Source organism: Hyphomonas sp. UBA3601 (genome assembly GCF_002375605.1).
GTDB lineage: Bacteria > Pseudomonadota > Alphaproteobacteria > Caulobacterales > Hyphomonadaceae > Hyphomonas.
In genome coordinates this window covers 19,432-33,055 of record NZ_DFME01000031.1, presented here as the reverse complement: position 1 = coordinate 33,055, position 13,624 = coordinate 19,432, and the positions used below count along the sequence as shown (strand labels likewise).

14 protein-coding genes are annotated in these 13,624 nt (G+C 58.6%); 1 reads left to right on the top strand and 13 read right to left on the bottom strand.

Translation table 11 applies throughout. The features are described 5' to 3' along the window. The first annotated feature begins 18 nt into the window (after window positions 1-18). Window positions 19-957: an alpha/beta hydrolase gene (locus tag B4F73_RS03395; protein WP_290482503.1), complete on the top strand. Its 939-nt coding sequence runs from the start codon at window positions 19-21 to the stop codon at window positions 955-957. A gap of 3 nt (window positions 958-960) precedes the next feature. On the opposite strand, the gene B4F73_RS03390 is transcribed toward B4F73_RS03395, so the two are convergent. The 13 genes from B4F73_RS03390 to B4F73_RS03330 all read right to left on the bottom strand — a co-directional run bounded on the left by B4F73_RS03390 (window position 961) and on the right by B4F73_RS03330 (window position 13,521). After that, a complete protein-coding gene (locus B4F73_RS03390; protein WP_206992373.1) occupies window positions 961-1,374 on the bottom strand; it encodes a DUF1489 family protein in 414 nt (137 codons plus the stop codon). Window positions 1,375-1,392: 18 nt separating this feature from the next. Continuing rightward, window positions 1,393-2,118: a hypothetical protein gene (locus B4F73_RS03385; protein WP_206992372.1), complete on the bottom strand. Its 726-nt coding sequence runs from the start codon at window positions 2,116-2,118 to the stop codon at window positions 1,393-1,395. Between the two features lie 162 nt (window positions 2,119-2,280). Beyond that, window positions 2,281-2,703 carry a Fur family transcriptional regulator gene (locus tag B4F73_RS03380; RefSeq protein ID WP_206993166.1) on the bottom strand — a complete coding sequence of 141 codons (423 nt, stop codon included), beginning with the start codon at window positions 2,701-2,703 and terminating at the stop codon, window positions 2,281-2,283. Window positions 2,704-2,788: 85 nt separating this feature from the next. Further along, window positions 2,789-3,676 (bottom strand): dienelactone hydrolase family protein, encoded by an 888-nt coding sequence (locus tag B4F73_RS03375; RefSeq protein ID WP_290482502.1) that lies wholly within the window; start codon window positions 3,674-3,676, stop codon window positions 2,789-2,791. A gap of 77 nt (window positions 3,677-3,753) precedes the next feature. Further along, window positions 3,754-4,212, bottom strand: coding sequence for a ribosomal protein S18-alanine N-acetyltransferase (gene rimI / locus B4F73_RS03370; RefSeq protein ID WP_290482501.1), 459 nt, complete (start codon window positions 4,210-4,212; stop codon window positions 3,754-3,756). Next, entirely contained in the window at window positions 4,212-4,856 is a 645-nt protein-coding gene (tsaB, locus tag B4F73_RS03365; RefSeq protein WP_206992369.1) for a tRNA (adenosine(37)-N6)-threonylcarbamoyltransferase complex dimerization subunit type 1 TsaB, read from the bottom strand. The genes rimI and tsaB overlap by 1 nt, the downstream gene beginning before the upstream one ends. 6 nt (window positions 4,857-4,862) lie before the next feature. After that, window positions 4,863-5,462 (bottom strand): malonic semialdehyde reductase, encoded by a 600-nt coding sequence (locus B4F73_RS03360; protein WP_290481168.1) that lies wholly within the window; start codon window positions 5,460-5,462, stop codon window positions 4,863-4,865. Between the two features lie 97 nt (window positions 5,463-5,559). Next, window positions 5,560-6,138 carry a NifU family protein gene (locus B4F73_RS03355; protein ID WP_290481169.1) on the bottom strand — a complete coding sequence of 193 codons (579 nt, stop codon included), beginning with the start codon at window positions 6,136-6,138 and terminating at the stop codon, window positions 5,560-5,562. 82 nt (window positions 6,139-6,220) lie between these two features. Further along, complete coding sequence (locus B4F73_RS03350) at window positions 6,221-7,273, bottom strand: hypothetical protein (RefSeq protein ID WP_290481170.1); 1,053 nt, start codon at window positions 7,271-7,273, stop codon at window positions 6,221-6,223. 200 nt (window positions 7,274-7,473) lie between these two features. Then, entirely contained in the window at window positions 7,474-7,929 is a 456-nt protein-coding gene (locus B4F73_RS03345; RefSeq protein WP_206992365.1) for a copper chaperone PCu(A)C, read from the bottom strand. A gap of 98 nt (window positions 7,930-8,027) precedes the next feature. Continuing rightward, entirely contained in the window at window positions 8,028-9,065 is a 1,038-nt protein-coding gene (gene trpS, locus B4F73_RS03340) for a tryptophan--tRNA ligase (RefSeq protein ID WP_206992364.1), read from the bottom strand. Between the two features lie 24 nt (window positions 9,066-9,089). Beyond that, window positions 9,090-10,646, bottom strand: a complete 1,557-nt coding sequence (gene murJ, locus B4F73_RS03335; RefSeq protein WP_290481171.1) for a murein biosynthesis integral membrane protein MurJ — start codon at window positions 10,644-10,646, stop codon at window positions 9,090-9,092. Window positions 10,647-10,668: 22 nt separating this feature from the next. Continuing rightward, window positions 10,669-13,521, bottom strand: coding sequence for a [protein-PII] uridylyltransferase (locus B4F73_RS03330; RefSeq protein WP_290482500.1), 2,853 nt, complete (start codon window positions 13,519-13,521; stop codon window positions 10,669-10,671). Window positions 13,522-13,624 lie beyond the last annotated feature (103 nt).

Genomic DNA, 13,624 nt, shown 5'->3' with positions numbered 1-13,624 from the left:
GCTAGTAGCAATCCCCGTATGCGCACACCTTCCCTCGCTACCCTCGCCTTACTCTGTCTCGTCGGCTGCGACGCGCCAAATCCGGAATTGTCGCAAACTCCGCCCCATGCTCGAAACGAGACAATACCGCTCCTGCAGTGGCCAGACCTGCTCTCGCGGGAACGACCAACCACGCCGCACACAATTCGCACTGGCCCATCAGAAACCGACATTGTTGATCTCTGGCTGCCTGATGGCGCCGGGCCGCACCCTGTCGTGATCATGGTGCATGGTGGATGCTGGCAAAAGTCGATTGCGGACCGGAGATTGATGGATTTCGCAGCGGATGACCTCCGCCAAAAAGGGCTCGCGGTCTGGAACATCGAGTATCGTGGCGTAGATGAAGCCGGTGGCGGCTATCCGGGGACGTTTGAAGATGTCTCCCGCGCGGCAGACGCGCTTCGCGATCATGCGAGCCAGTTCAACCTTAAGCTCGACCGGGTCGGTGCGATTGGTCACTCCGCTGGCGGCCATCTGGCGCTGTGGTTGGCAGCCCGGCCCAAGCTGCCGAAGTCGAGTACGCTCTGGCGCTCAAACCCACTCCACATAGATTTCGTAGTCAATTCCGGTGGTCTTGCGGATCTCGATGCTTCCGCGCCCGTGACACAAGCTGCCTGCCTAAGCTCAATCATGGAAGCGCTGACAGGCACACCGTCAGGCGCACGACAGGATGTGCTTTCCGATACATCTCCCGTGGAATTGCTGCCTTTTGCGGCGCATCAGGTCAGCGTGAATGGCGAGCAAGACCAGATCGCACCGCCGATACTCGGCGAGAGCTACACCGACAAAGCTATAGCAACAGGCAGCGATGCGCGGTTCGTGCTTGTCCCGAATACAGGCCATGTTGAGCTTGTCGCCCCTGGCAGCGAGGCGTTTGAACTACAAGCTGCCATCCTTCTTGAAGCGCTTGCCGACTAGGGTTTACCAGACGCCCGCCTGTTTCAACGCGGCATCCAATGATGGAGGAATGTCGACAGCGGCTTCCTTGCTACCCAGATCACGGGGTGCATCAGCAGGTTTGAGGTATCGCCAGCCCTGAAACGGGCGCTTCTGTTTGGCGTAGGTTCGGACAAGATTGGGATCGAACACCAACTCACACATTGTATGACCGTCGCCCATCACTTCGCGTACCTCCACAATACGCTGACGTACTCGGATGGCCCCCTTGATGACCCAATAGATCGAACCACCCTCGAGCAGCTGGTCTTTCTGTTTAGGCATCATGCGGGTCTGATGAAACGGCTCACGCCCCTGTTTCATCAAGCGCTTTTGCCAGTTCACCAAATCGTCAATGTCTTCCGCGCCAACGCAAAGCTTCACCATGTGAATCGTCATGCGCCCAATCTAGCCGCCTTAGCGCGGCAATCCAGACATGAGCTGCGGCCGTTTTCGTCTCACCTCGAAATCTGCCTCGGCTTCTGCGCTCGCAAAGAAGAATTCTGTTTTGACGATATTGGCGGAATAGCGCCGTGAAATGGTTCGGAATGCTGCGCGGGCTTCCAGATCGATCGAGAAGCTGGAAACATAGCTCATCCCCCAGCGCGGCTCAGTTCGGATGAAATAGCTCTGTTCGTAGCGGGTCAGCTTGCCGCCTTCTGGCCCGGCGACCGGATGCGGGAGTCGGTAGTCAATGCGCAGAAATCGCTCTCCCACGGGATCGAGCCATGCCGAAGCTTGCAAGCGCTCGGCGGCCCAGACATCGAACTCGCCGTCATTGGTCGAGGGATGATGCCTGAACGCGACACGCCAAGCATGCCCCATATCCTGAACCTGCACCTGCTGCCCCATGCTCGCTCGGAGGTCATCCGGGAACAGTCGCCCATCTGGCGCAGCTTCGTTGGCCCAGTTTGCGGCGACCTCTTCCAACTCATCGTCTTCGCCTTGCCATGACACGATTTGCCAACGGGCATCCCTCTCTTTGCGGGGATCATACGAATATACGCGGCTGGCATGCTGGCTTTGCAGTTCGACGGTGAAGGCGGCGCGAAGCGTGCGCGGTGCCTCAGTTGCGCTCAGCGCCGCATTCAGCGGCGGCGCCTGCGTCATCATGATGAAGCTCGCGAGGAAAGCCAGAAACATGTCGAATTACCGTCCCGTAATCTGATTAGGTCCGGAATGCGGCTGATCTTGGGCAGCCTGCAAGGATTCACGCTCCGGTCCAGACCAGTCAAAACTGAACAGCCAGTGTGGACGCTGAATACTTTACGGGACTTGAACGGGCTGCGTCGGGCAACCAAACTTCTATGAAGCTTGGTCGTCGTCCTGCAGTGGAATGCCATAGAGTTCGAGACGGTGATCAACCAGTTTAAAGCCAAGCTTCTTGGCAATCTCTACCTGAAGACGTTCGATTTCCTCGGAATGGAACTCGACCACTTCGCCACTCTTCACATTGATAAGATGGTCGTGATGTTCGTCAGGCACCTCTTCATAGCGTGCGCGACCATCGCGGAAATCATGTGCCTGAATAATGCCAGCATCTTCGAACAGCTTCACGGTCCGGTAGACGGTGGCCAGAGAGATCGACGCATCCATGGAGTTCGCACGCCGGTGCAGCTCCTCGGCGTCCGGGTGGTCTTCAGACGAGGATAGCACCCGCGCAATAATGCGCCGGGGCTCAGTCATCCGGAGACCTTTGTCTGCACAGAGTTTTTCGAGTCGATCCATAGCCATGTTTTGCCCTCACATTTCAGGGAAGTCCAGTCAGATAAGGTGTCAAACACACTAACAGGTGGTGCGATATCCGTCCCGGTCAGCCCAGATGCAGGTTGAAAAACTCCACGGTGCGGGCCCATGCCAGCTGTGCAGCTTCCTCATCGTAGCGGGAGGTCGTGTCGTTGTGAAAACCATGATTCACACCCGGATAGATATAAGCCTCGTACTCGGCACGGTTTTCATCCAGAGCCGCCTTGTAAACCGGCCAACCGCTATTCACACGCTCATCCAAGCCCGCCAGGTGGATCTGCAACGGCACTTTCACGTCTGCAGCCTCCTCAACCGTTGGCCAACCACCGTAAAACGGCACGGCTGCTGAGAGCCAAGGCTGACGCACTGCCATGAGGTTTGATACGGCCCCGCCGAAACAGAAACCCACACATCCGACCTTGCCGTTCGCGGCAACATGGCCCCGCAGGAACTCAGCCGCAGCCATGAAATCCTGCACCATGGACTCGCGATCTCGCTTTGTCTGCATCGCGCGGCCATCATCGTCGTTTCCGGGGTAACCGCCGAGCGGGTAGAGCGCGTCAGGCGCGAAGGCGACATAACCCGCCTGCGCGGCACGGCGCGTCACGTCCTTGATGTGAGGATTCAGTCCGCGGTTTTCGTGGATTACAACGATGCCGGGCAATGCTTGCTCAGCCCCCGCCGGCCGCACGAAATAACCTTCCATATTGCCGGCTCCGTTGGGGGAGTCGTAGAGCAGCATTTCCTCATACAGGCCGTCGTCACCTGGCTGGGTTTGCTGTTTCGCGTAGTCCGGCATCACACAGGCGGCGAGCGTCGAAACCGTCAGGCCGCCGACCGCATATTTGCTGAGGCCGGAAAAGAAGGCGCGCCGCGACATGTCGCCATGACAATAGGCGTCGTAGAGCTCGTACACTTCCTGTGGAATCTCTGCCGGGTCGGAATTTGTGGTCATTTGGATATCCTCCATGGCGGTTTCATCAGGAACATAATGCATTTTCGAGCGCCGCCCAAAGAAACTGAAAACAAGACCTACAGGCTCAGGGATCGGGACATCAGGATAGCATCCACAGGCACGTTTCGCGCGGCGCGGTAATAGCGTCGACGGCGACCATCTTCAGCGAACCCATGCGCCCGATAGAGTTCACGAGCGGGCAGGTTGTCTTCTGCTACATCCAGCATGATACGCGTGACGCCCCGTTCTCCCACACGCTTTACCAGCGCGCTGATCAAGCGACCGGCCAGTCCCTTCCGGCGCTGGTGCGGATCGGTCGCAATGGTCAGGATATCGGTTTCACCCGCCACCGTCTGGCCCATGACAAAAGCGGCCAATTGTCCATCGGAGAGGATGCCCAAGGTCAGCACGTTCGGGTCCTTGAGCAGATCGCGCATCGAAGCAGCGCTCCAGGCCTCGCTCTCACTAAAGGATTTCGCATGCAACAGGGCCACCTGCCCCGCATCGTCCGGTCGTAGCACCAGTAGGCCCGACATCAGGTTCTTGTTTCCGGCAGCTTCGCATCTGGCTCGCGCGCATAGACCGGCGCGGGCAGGTGCTGCGCGGGGTCGAACAGGGGCGCTTTCAAGGCCGCCGTCACGGCCGAAGGAATTAGGGGGCGGATGTCCAGCGCCTCTGCCATCTCCTCCAACGCCTCGCTCCCCTGCATGAAGATGGGAGCGTGAAACCCGGTCAGCATGGCCTTCAATTCGTCTAAACCCACTTCCATCGTGCCAGCGAGGCCCTGATTGCCGGACACACCCTGCACCCACCATGTCTGCTCCGGCGGGCGCTTCTGCGCGGCTATGCAGCCAAGCACAGTGTCTTCCATTCCCGCGGGAATGGCGGCCTCAATGCTGGTCACGCCAATACAGGGAACTTCAGTCACAAGCGCCAGCCCGCGCGCATAGGCAACGCCAATGCGAATGCCCGTGAAACTGCCCGGCCCGGTCACCACAGCGATCCGGTCAAGCTCGGCTAGCGAGACGCCGGCCTCATCCAGCAAGCGCTCTACGAAGCCTGGCAACGCCTTGTCTTGTCCACGCGCCATGGTTTCGCGCGCATCGGCGAGAATTTCACCATCGCGTATAATGGCCGCTTCCATAGCCGAAAAGGCAGTATTCAGTCCAAGGACGAGCATGGCTTACTAAACGATCCGACAGGCCTCATCGAAATGCAGACGCGGACTACGCGCAAAAATGGTCGATTTGTCGCCATATCCAAGATTGCAGATCCAGTTGGCGCGCCAGCTCTTTTCTTCACCATCCTGGTTCTCGAAGAATTCTTTGTTCACGGCGTCCATGTCGAAGCCGGACATCGGTCCTGTATCGAGGCCGAGTGAGCGCGCCGCCATAAGGAAATAGGCGCTTTGCAGCGACCCGTTCCGGAACGCTGTCTCTTCACGGTTGCTATCAAACCAGTGCTTGGCGCTAGGATTGTGCGGGAACAGTTTCGGGATTTTCTCCTGGAACTCCATGTCATATGCGATGATCACGGACCATTTGGCTTCCTTCACCTTTTGCTGGTTGCCCTGCGAGACGAGCGGTAGAAGTCGCTCCTTGCCTTCCGCAGAAGATACAAAGACGAAACGCGCCGGAGAACAGTTGGCGCTGGTCGGCCCCATTTTGGCAAGGTCATAGACAGCTCGAACCAGCACTTCCGGCACATCCTTGTCCTGGAACCCATTATAGCTGCGTCCATCCCGAAATATCACGTCGAGCGCATGGTCGTTGACCGGATGAGACATGACCTGTTTCCTTCTGTTCCTGAAATATGCTTCTGAGTCTTGCCGGGAAACGCCTGAACAATCAATGCGGTCGGCAGCAATCCAAATGTCGCGAAACCTACAGCACAGCCTCAACGGCGGTGACTTCCGGCACATAGGTCTTCAGCATGTTTTCAATCCCCTGCTTGAGGGTCATGGTCGACGATGGACAGCCCGCACAAGCGCCCCGCATCGACAAATGGACAATACCGGTATCCGGCTCAAATTTGTGAAAAATGATGTCTCCGCCATCTTGGGCAACAGCGGGGCGAACACGCGTCTCGATAAGTTCGCGAATTTCTTCGACGATCTCGGCAGCTTCGCCCTCATAACTGACATTGGCTTCAGCATCGGCCGACGGCGCTGCGCCCTCTTCCACCACCGGCAAGCCGGCCATGTAATGATCCATGATGGCGGCGAGCACCATCGGCTTCACATGTTTCCAGTCCTTGTCGGTTTCCTTGTTGATCGACACAAAATCGCTGCCAAGGAAAACCCGTTCCACGCCGTCGACTTGAAAGAGCGCACGCGCCAGCAAGCTCATTCGAGCGCTGGCCACATCGGGAAAATCAAACGGACCAGCATCGCCCGCCACAGGATGGCCGGGAAGGAATTTTACGGTGTCCGGATTCGGCGTTGGTTCTGTTTGAATGAACATGGCCTTGGGGGCCCTTTCTGGCTTGCGATCTTACCAATCCAGATGGCTCAGGCGAGGTGCAGGTTCAAGGGATAGCGTGAGATTACGGCGCAGAGGCGAGTTGCGTTTCCAATGCAGCAACATTCTCGAGTGCGCCCTCAGGGACCTGACCCAATGCTTCAGCCAGGTTTCGGGACGCATCCTGAGCTTCGCTGAGATAAAAGCCGATGCTTGCCAGATGATTGGCCATGAATGGGCCGTCACCGCTCTGGTTCGAAACGACCAATGGCTTCATCTGTGCCGCCCTGCTCCAGGCCAGTTCGGCGCGATCGAAGGCCGTACTGACCGAAGGCAGGCGCGCGAGGCGGGGCTCCGCAGTGCGTGCTGCGGCCAACATTTGCTGTGCGAGATGTGCACGGGCTTTCGCGCCGTAAAATGTCTCGATATCGACCCTGCTGGCTGGCCACTCAACAACATCCTGATTGACCTGAACGGACAGATCGATCCGATCTGCTCCGGCCCAGTTCGCAAACAGAGTCGCTTCAGCTGCCAATTTGACTACCTTGTCTGGCGTTGCTGCCAGGCCACGGCCTGCGCGAGAGTCGTAACGGTTCAACGCCTCGGCTGCCGCAGTCAGACGCGGGCGCATGTCTTCGCCTTCCACCCCTTTCAAGAGGCGTGCAGCAGCCTTCAAATCTGAATCGACGTCGCCATCCTTGACCGTTAGATCCGCCAGAAGCGCAGTGTGTTGTGAAAGAGCATCTGCGGTTGCTCGTTGCCAAGCGGGCATGGCGGTGAGCCGCGCTTGAGGGTGCCAATTTGCACGATCCCCTGCCCAGCCAGCACCTTCCAGCTCACGGGCGATTTTCACGATCGAGACACCAACTTCCGGCAAGGTCCAGTTCTGGCCCGCAACTTCGATACTGCTGTCATCGATCCGATTGGAGGCGACTGTCATGATGGGATACGCCGCCACTGCGCATACAACCGTGCCGACTTTCAGAAGCGTCACAGTCCGGCGCCACCAGCGCTGGGCAAACAACATGATGGGGCTAGGCTCAGCATAGTCGAATGTTACGAGATGATCGGAACCCAGCACAGTCACGACAGGACCTTCCTCCTGGTATGCCGCGGGGAGGCGACTATCAAATGCCATTCACTCTACCCTGTTTTCAATCACACTCACGCGGAACCTGTTGCGTTCAGGACACTATGCCGAGGTTCCGCGAATTTTAACAGTCTATTTACTGTTAAATATATGCAAGCATCATGCCTGCCCGCCAATTGGCCGGACGGCATGGTTTTGGAGGATAAATTTCAGGCAACTTGGGCGCAAAAAACTGCGCCTTGGTGAGCTTAATCGCCAAGTCCGCGGATTTCGGCTTCTGTGGTGAGGGTCGATTCGGAACCGTCCGAACCCGTCAGAGTGAGGACCAAGTCAACCGTCTCGCCAATCTCGATGTCAGGGCTGACGCCGAACAGCATCAAATGGGCACCCCCGCTTTCCAGCACCAGTGGCGCATCCTCGGACACGTCCAGCTGCTCGACCTTGCGCATTCTCATGACACCATCTTCCATGCTCATCGTGTGCAGTTCGACCGTATCGGCGATGTCAGTATCTGCGCCCACCAGCGCCATTGCATCACCGGTCACCGTAAGGGTCAGACCGCCTCCGGCAACATCGCGACCGGGCGTCGGCTTCACGATGTATGCCTCGCTCACGCTGACCGAGTTTTCACCCCCTTGAGAGGCTGGTGAACACGCTGCCAGGGTCGCAAGACCGAGGGATGCGACAAGTGCCATGATACGCATAGAAGAACTCCAACCGACTGAACGTTGCCCGAGAAGTAGGCCGACCGTCATCGGGGTCAATGGAGCGCGGCGCCGCAGGGGTACGCCGCACTCAGAGACTATGCCCCCCAGAACCCAACTCGCGTTCGAACATCTTCAATGATCGGCGCCGAGATCGCATCCGCACGCTCAGCACCATTTTTCAAGACGGAGTCGATAAACGCATGGTCATCCAGAATCTCACGATAGCGCTGTGTGATCGGCGCCAAATGGGCGACCGTCACCTCGGCCAGGGCCGGTTTGAAAACGCCAAATCCCTGCCCGCCATACTGCTTGAGCACACCCTCGACGGTCTCGCCTGCGAGTGCCGCATATATGCCGACAAGGTTCTCGACTTCCGGACGCCCTTTCAGGCCCTCCACGTCGCTTGGCATGTCTCCTTCAAGGTCCGTCTTGGCCTTCTTGATCTTCTTCGCAATCGTGTCAGCGTCATCCACCAGCGCAATCCGAGAGAGCTCAGACGGATCAGACTTGGACATTTTCTTCGTGCCGTCCTTCAGGCTCATGACACGCGCGCCCGGCCCCTTGATTAGCGGCTCCGGCAGCGGGAAAAAGCCCGGCGCGTCGTATTCCCGGTTAAAACGGTCGGCGATATCGCGGCTGAGTTCCAGATGCTGCTTCTGATCCTCGCCTACCGGCACATGCGTTGCCTTGTAGGCCAGGATGTCGGCTGCCTGCAGGACAGGATATGTGAACAAGCCAACCGACGCCCGTTCGGCATCCTTGCCTGCCTTGTCCTTGAACTGCGTCATCCGCTCGACCCATCCCATGCGCGCCACGCAATTGAAGATCCAGGCAAGCTCGACATGCGCCTTCACCGACGATTGCGCATAAATGATGGATTTCTTTGGGTCGACGCCACAGGCAAGGAACGCCGCTGCGATCTGGCGAGTCTGGCTCACAAGAGCCCCCTTCTCCACCGGCATCGTGATGGCGTGCAGGTCCACCACGGCGTACACTGCGTCCCAACCATCTTCCTGCAAATCCACGAACTTCTTCAGGGCGCCCAGATAGTTGCCCAGATGGAGATTGCCAGTTGGCTGGATGCCCGAGAAAATGCGCTGCGGGCCGTTATAGGATTCAGGTGTATCAGTCATGGGCAGGCGCTTTAGCGCGTTTGTCTAGCGCCGCAAAGCCTGTCGAATGTCAGAAATGCGGATTGCACCAGTCAGCAGGGCGGCAATCCCGTAAATCAGGCCGCCAGCCAGCACGATGGCGGCGGCCGAAACAATGCGCGAATTCCAGAGTTCGGCCCGGATCAGAGTGAGATTTTCCAGCATAAACCAAACCGCGCCCGACATGATCGCCGTAGCGACCGCAGCGCGGACGACCCCAGAGACGAGCCGCGCGCCGGGAACATACCAGCCGCGCCGCATCAGCGTCAGGGCCAGCAGCGCCGTGTTCACCCAGGCCGCAATCGAGGTGGCGATGGCAAGACCGATGAAGCCCGCCTGACCATTGGACTTCATCCAGAAGAACAGTCCCGCACCGAGCGCTGTGTTGATTACGACCGATATCAGCGCAAAGCGCATCGGTGTCCTGGTATCTTCCCGCGCGAAGAAGGCAGGCGCGAGCACCTTGATCAGCACGAAGGCGGGCACGCCCCATGCAAAATGAAACAGCGCATTTCCGGACATCGTGGCATCGGACGGCAGAAACTCGCCGCGCGTGAAGAAGGCGTCGATGAGGAAGACTGGCGCAATCATCAGCGCCGCGGCCGCCGGCAGGGTCAGCGCCAGGGCGAGGCCAATGCCCTCATCCATCGTCTGGCGGCTTGACCCGTCATCACTCGCCCGCGCGGCCCGGCTGAGACGCGGAAGGATGGCGACACCGACGGCCACCCCCACAAGCCCGAGCGGCAGCTGGTAAAGCCGGTCAGCGGCATAGAGCCAAGATTTCGCGCCGACTTCGAAACTCGCCAGCGACTGGCTGACGATGATATTGATTTGCGTACCGGACGCTGCAATCGTACCGGGAATGGCGAGCTTCAGCACTTTCTTCACGGCAGGTGTCATGCGGGGCCAGCCAATCAGGCTGAGACGTACTTTCTGCCGGTTGACGCCCCACCAGAGTGCTCCTGCCTGCAGCACGCCCGCAACAAAATAGGCCAGCGCCGCCGCCAGCGCGGTGCCTTTGGCATCCGGCGCCACGAAGGCAGCCGGGATCAGGGAGAGGTTCAGCAAGGTCGGCGCGCCCGCCGACAGGATGAATCGCTCAGCCGAATTCAGGACACCCGACAGGAGCGCCGCGATGGCCATGAAGGTCAGATACGGCATCGTGATCCGCGTCAGCAGCACCGCGAGGCCATAGCTTTCCGGATCATCCGCCTGCCCGCCATGGATCAGCAACAGGACCCACGGCATGAAAACCTGCGCAAGGATAGTCAGCGCCGCTGTCGCGGCGAACAAGACGCGGAGCGCCTCCTGTGCCACATCGCGCGCGGCTTCCGCCCCCTCGGCTTCCAGCGTGCGGGCATAGGTTGGCACGAAGGCCGAGGCAAAGGCGCCTTCAGCGAAGATACGGCGGAACAGGTTCGGGAATTGCTGCGCGGTCGCCCAGGCGTCGCCGATCGGCCCGGCACCAATCTTCGCGATCAGCAGAATGTCGCGAACCATGCCGAGGATACGGCTGCCCAAAGTCAGGGACGATTGCACCAAGGTATTGCGGGCGACGCTCATGCAGGAATCCCTGATCGCATTCTCAGAAACTGTCCACGGCGCGCGAACGCCTCAGCTTCCGGGCCGGTGTTTCCGGCGCATCGGGTTCATGCTGGCCCAATGCGTCAAGAAGACGATCCTTCAATGTCTCAATCTGGGCAGAGCCTGTCAGTTTTTTTCCGTCGCTCGTCTGAACATAAAACGCGTCAAACATGCGCTCGCCATAAGACCCCACATGAGCCGAGTGAATGGACAGGCCACTGTCAGCCAGTACGCTGGCAACATCATAGAGCAAGCCTGGTCGGTCTCGCCCGGCAATATCGACCACCGTGTACTCGGTCGATACATCGTTCCGGATTTGCGCAGAAGGCTGCACAAGGAAGGCTGCCTGGCGGCGTCCAGTGCGGGAGGTTGCCAGATCCTTGACGCTGGCCCCATCCAACGTTTCCGCCAACGCCGTCTCGAGACGCCTCAGTCGCGTCTCGTCCTTTTGACCGAACGGCTTTTGCGCGGCGTCTTGCACCATGAAGATATCGACAATCCGTCCACTGCGGTTTGTGAAGACTTGCGCCGAAACGACGTTTGCACCGAGATTGGCCAATGTGCCGGCAAGGTCCGCAAACAGCCCAGCCCGGTCCTGTCCTGATACGAGCAGAGTGAGCGCACCGCCTTCCGGCGGAAAGCGGTAGCATACGACGTTGCCCGATCCTTTCAGGGCGGTTGCATGCCAGGTGAGCTCAGGCACATCAAAGCCCGTCCAATACGCTGTTTCCATTTCCAGCAGGACCGGCGGAATACTCCCTAAATCCTCAACCAGCGCTTCGCGCCGTGACTCGGCACGCCCCTCAAGATGCGCCTGCACACCCGCTTCATCGGCTCGCCCCCCGCGCAGAGCAGCGGCTGTATTGTGATAGAGATCGGCCATCAACTGGCCTTTCCATGCGTTCCATACGCCGGGACCAACGGCTCGAATATCGGCTGCAGTAAGGATATAGAGCAATCGCAATCGCTCCAATGAGCCCACAAGATTGGCAAATTGCGTCACCGTGCGCGGGTCCGAAATGTCGCGCTTCTGCGCCGTTTCGCTGAGTTCGAGATGGTTGCCCACGAGCCAGGCAACAAGTTCAGTCTCGTCCGCAGGTATGCCAAGGCGTTGACAGGCGCGGGTCGACGTTTTCATGCCTTCAATCTGCTGGTCGCCCCGTCCCTTGCCCGTGTCGTGCAACAACATGGCGAGGTAAAGCGCGCGGCGGTTTTCGATCAGCGGGAATATTTCGGTTGCAAGCGGCACGCGCTCAGCGTTGACCTGCTCCATCTCGGCAATTGCCTCAACTGCGCGGATTGTATGCTCATCCACCGTGTAGTGATGATACATGTTGAACTGTGTTTGCGCGACAATCCCGCCAAACTCCGGAATGGCCTTTCCCAACACACCCGCTTCATTCATGCGGCGGAGAATCAAGGCAGGGTCCTTGCTGCCAATGACGGCGTCGAGGATCAGTGCGCGAGCTTCATCCGCACCCCGAACTTGTTCGTTGATGCCCCTCAGATTGCGTGTAATTGCCGATAGGGCATCGGGATGAATATCCTTGTTCTCACGCCGGGCAATGATGAAGAGCCGCAGCATGTTCAGCGGGTCACGCTTCATCACATCCTCTGATGTGATGCCGACCCGCCCAGAATCAATCACAAAACCAGGATCGTCCAGCGCCTGTGGTGTTTTTTGCGGCAGCAGGCGGCGAAACCCTTCAGGCTTTTTCTTCTGCTCCGCTTCCAGCTTGGCGGCGATAATTCGCGTCAATGCGCCAACGTCTTTTGCAACCAGAAAATAGCGCTTCATGAACCGTTCAACACCAAGCTGACCCGTTCTGTCGCGATAGCCCATACGCGCCGCAATTTCTGGCTGCAGGTCAAAACTCAAACGTTCCTCGGCGCGGCCAGTCACGAAGTGCAGATGACACCTAACCGTCCAGAGGAACTTGGCGGATCGTATAAATGAGCCGTACTCGCTCCGCGTAAAGGGGCCGCCCTTCATCACGTCTTCCAACGTTTGACCGCCGTAAATGTGCTTCACAATCCAGTAGAGTGTCTGCAGATCGCGAAGGCCACCTTTGCCTTCCTTGATGTTCGGCTCAACGACATAGCGCGCATCACCCTGGCGCGCATGCCGCGCATCGCGCTCAGCCAGTTTGTCGGCGATAAACTCAGCATCCTTGCCTTCGACGGCATCCTTTTTGAACTTGGCTTGCATCTCGTCGAACAATGCCTGGTCGCCACACATGAAACGTGCATCCAGCAGGGATGTCTTGATGGTAACATCCTCTGCCGCCAATTTCACGCATTCGGCGGGCGTACGGAACGCATTGCCAACCTTGAGCCCCATATCCCACAGGGCATAGAGCATATACTCGATGACACTCTCCGTGTGCGGAGAGGCCTTGTATGCGCGCAGGAACAAAAGATCGGTGTCGGAGGACGGCGCCATCACCCCGCGACCGTATCCGCCCGTAGCAACAATCGCCAGGCGTTCGGCCTCTGTCGGGTTGCGAGCGCGGTGAACGTGCGTCGTGGTAAAATCATATAGTGCATGGATCACCTCGTCCTGCACCGCAGATAGAAGTCGCGCGGTGTCCAGCCCTTCGGCCCCCTGTTGCAAGCGCTCCTGTGCAATCATTCGGCCGCGAAACATGGCCCCGTGCAAATGGTCCAGTGCGGCCTTACGCATCGCCTGAGCATCGCCGAGGTTGTCGAGCGCCGCAGCGGTCAACTTCACACGAAGCGCGCGGCCATCAATGATGTTCGAAATACGCCATTTGCCCGGACGGCGGCTCGTCCGATTGCGGGATTCAACAAGAGTGGGCTCTTGCGGTGACTGGTCGAGGGAATCTGTGCTCATCACTTGCCTATATAGCAGGTCCCTCCCCCGCGCCTATGCGGGATCACGGCGCAAGTACAGGAAGAGCCGGAATTTCATCAAATTTCAGCCGCTACCCGCCACA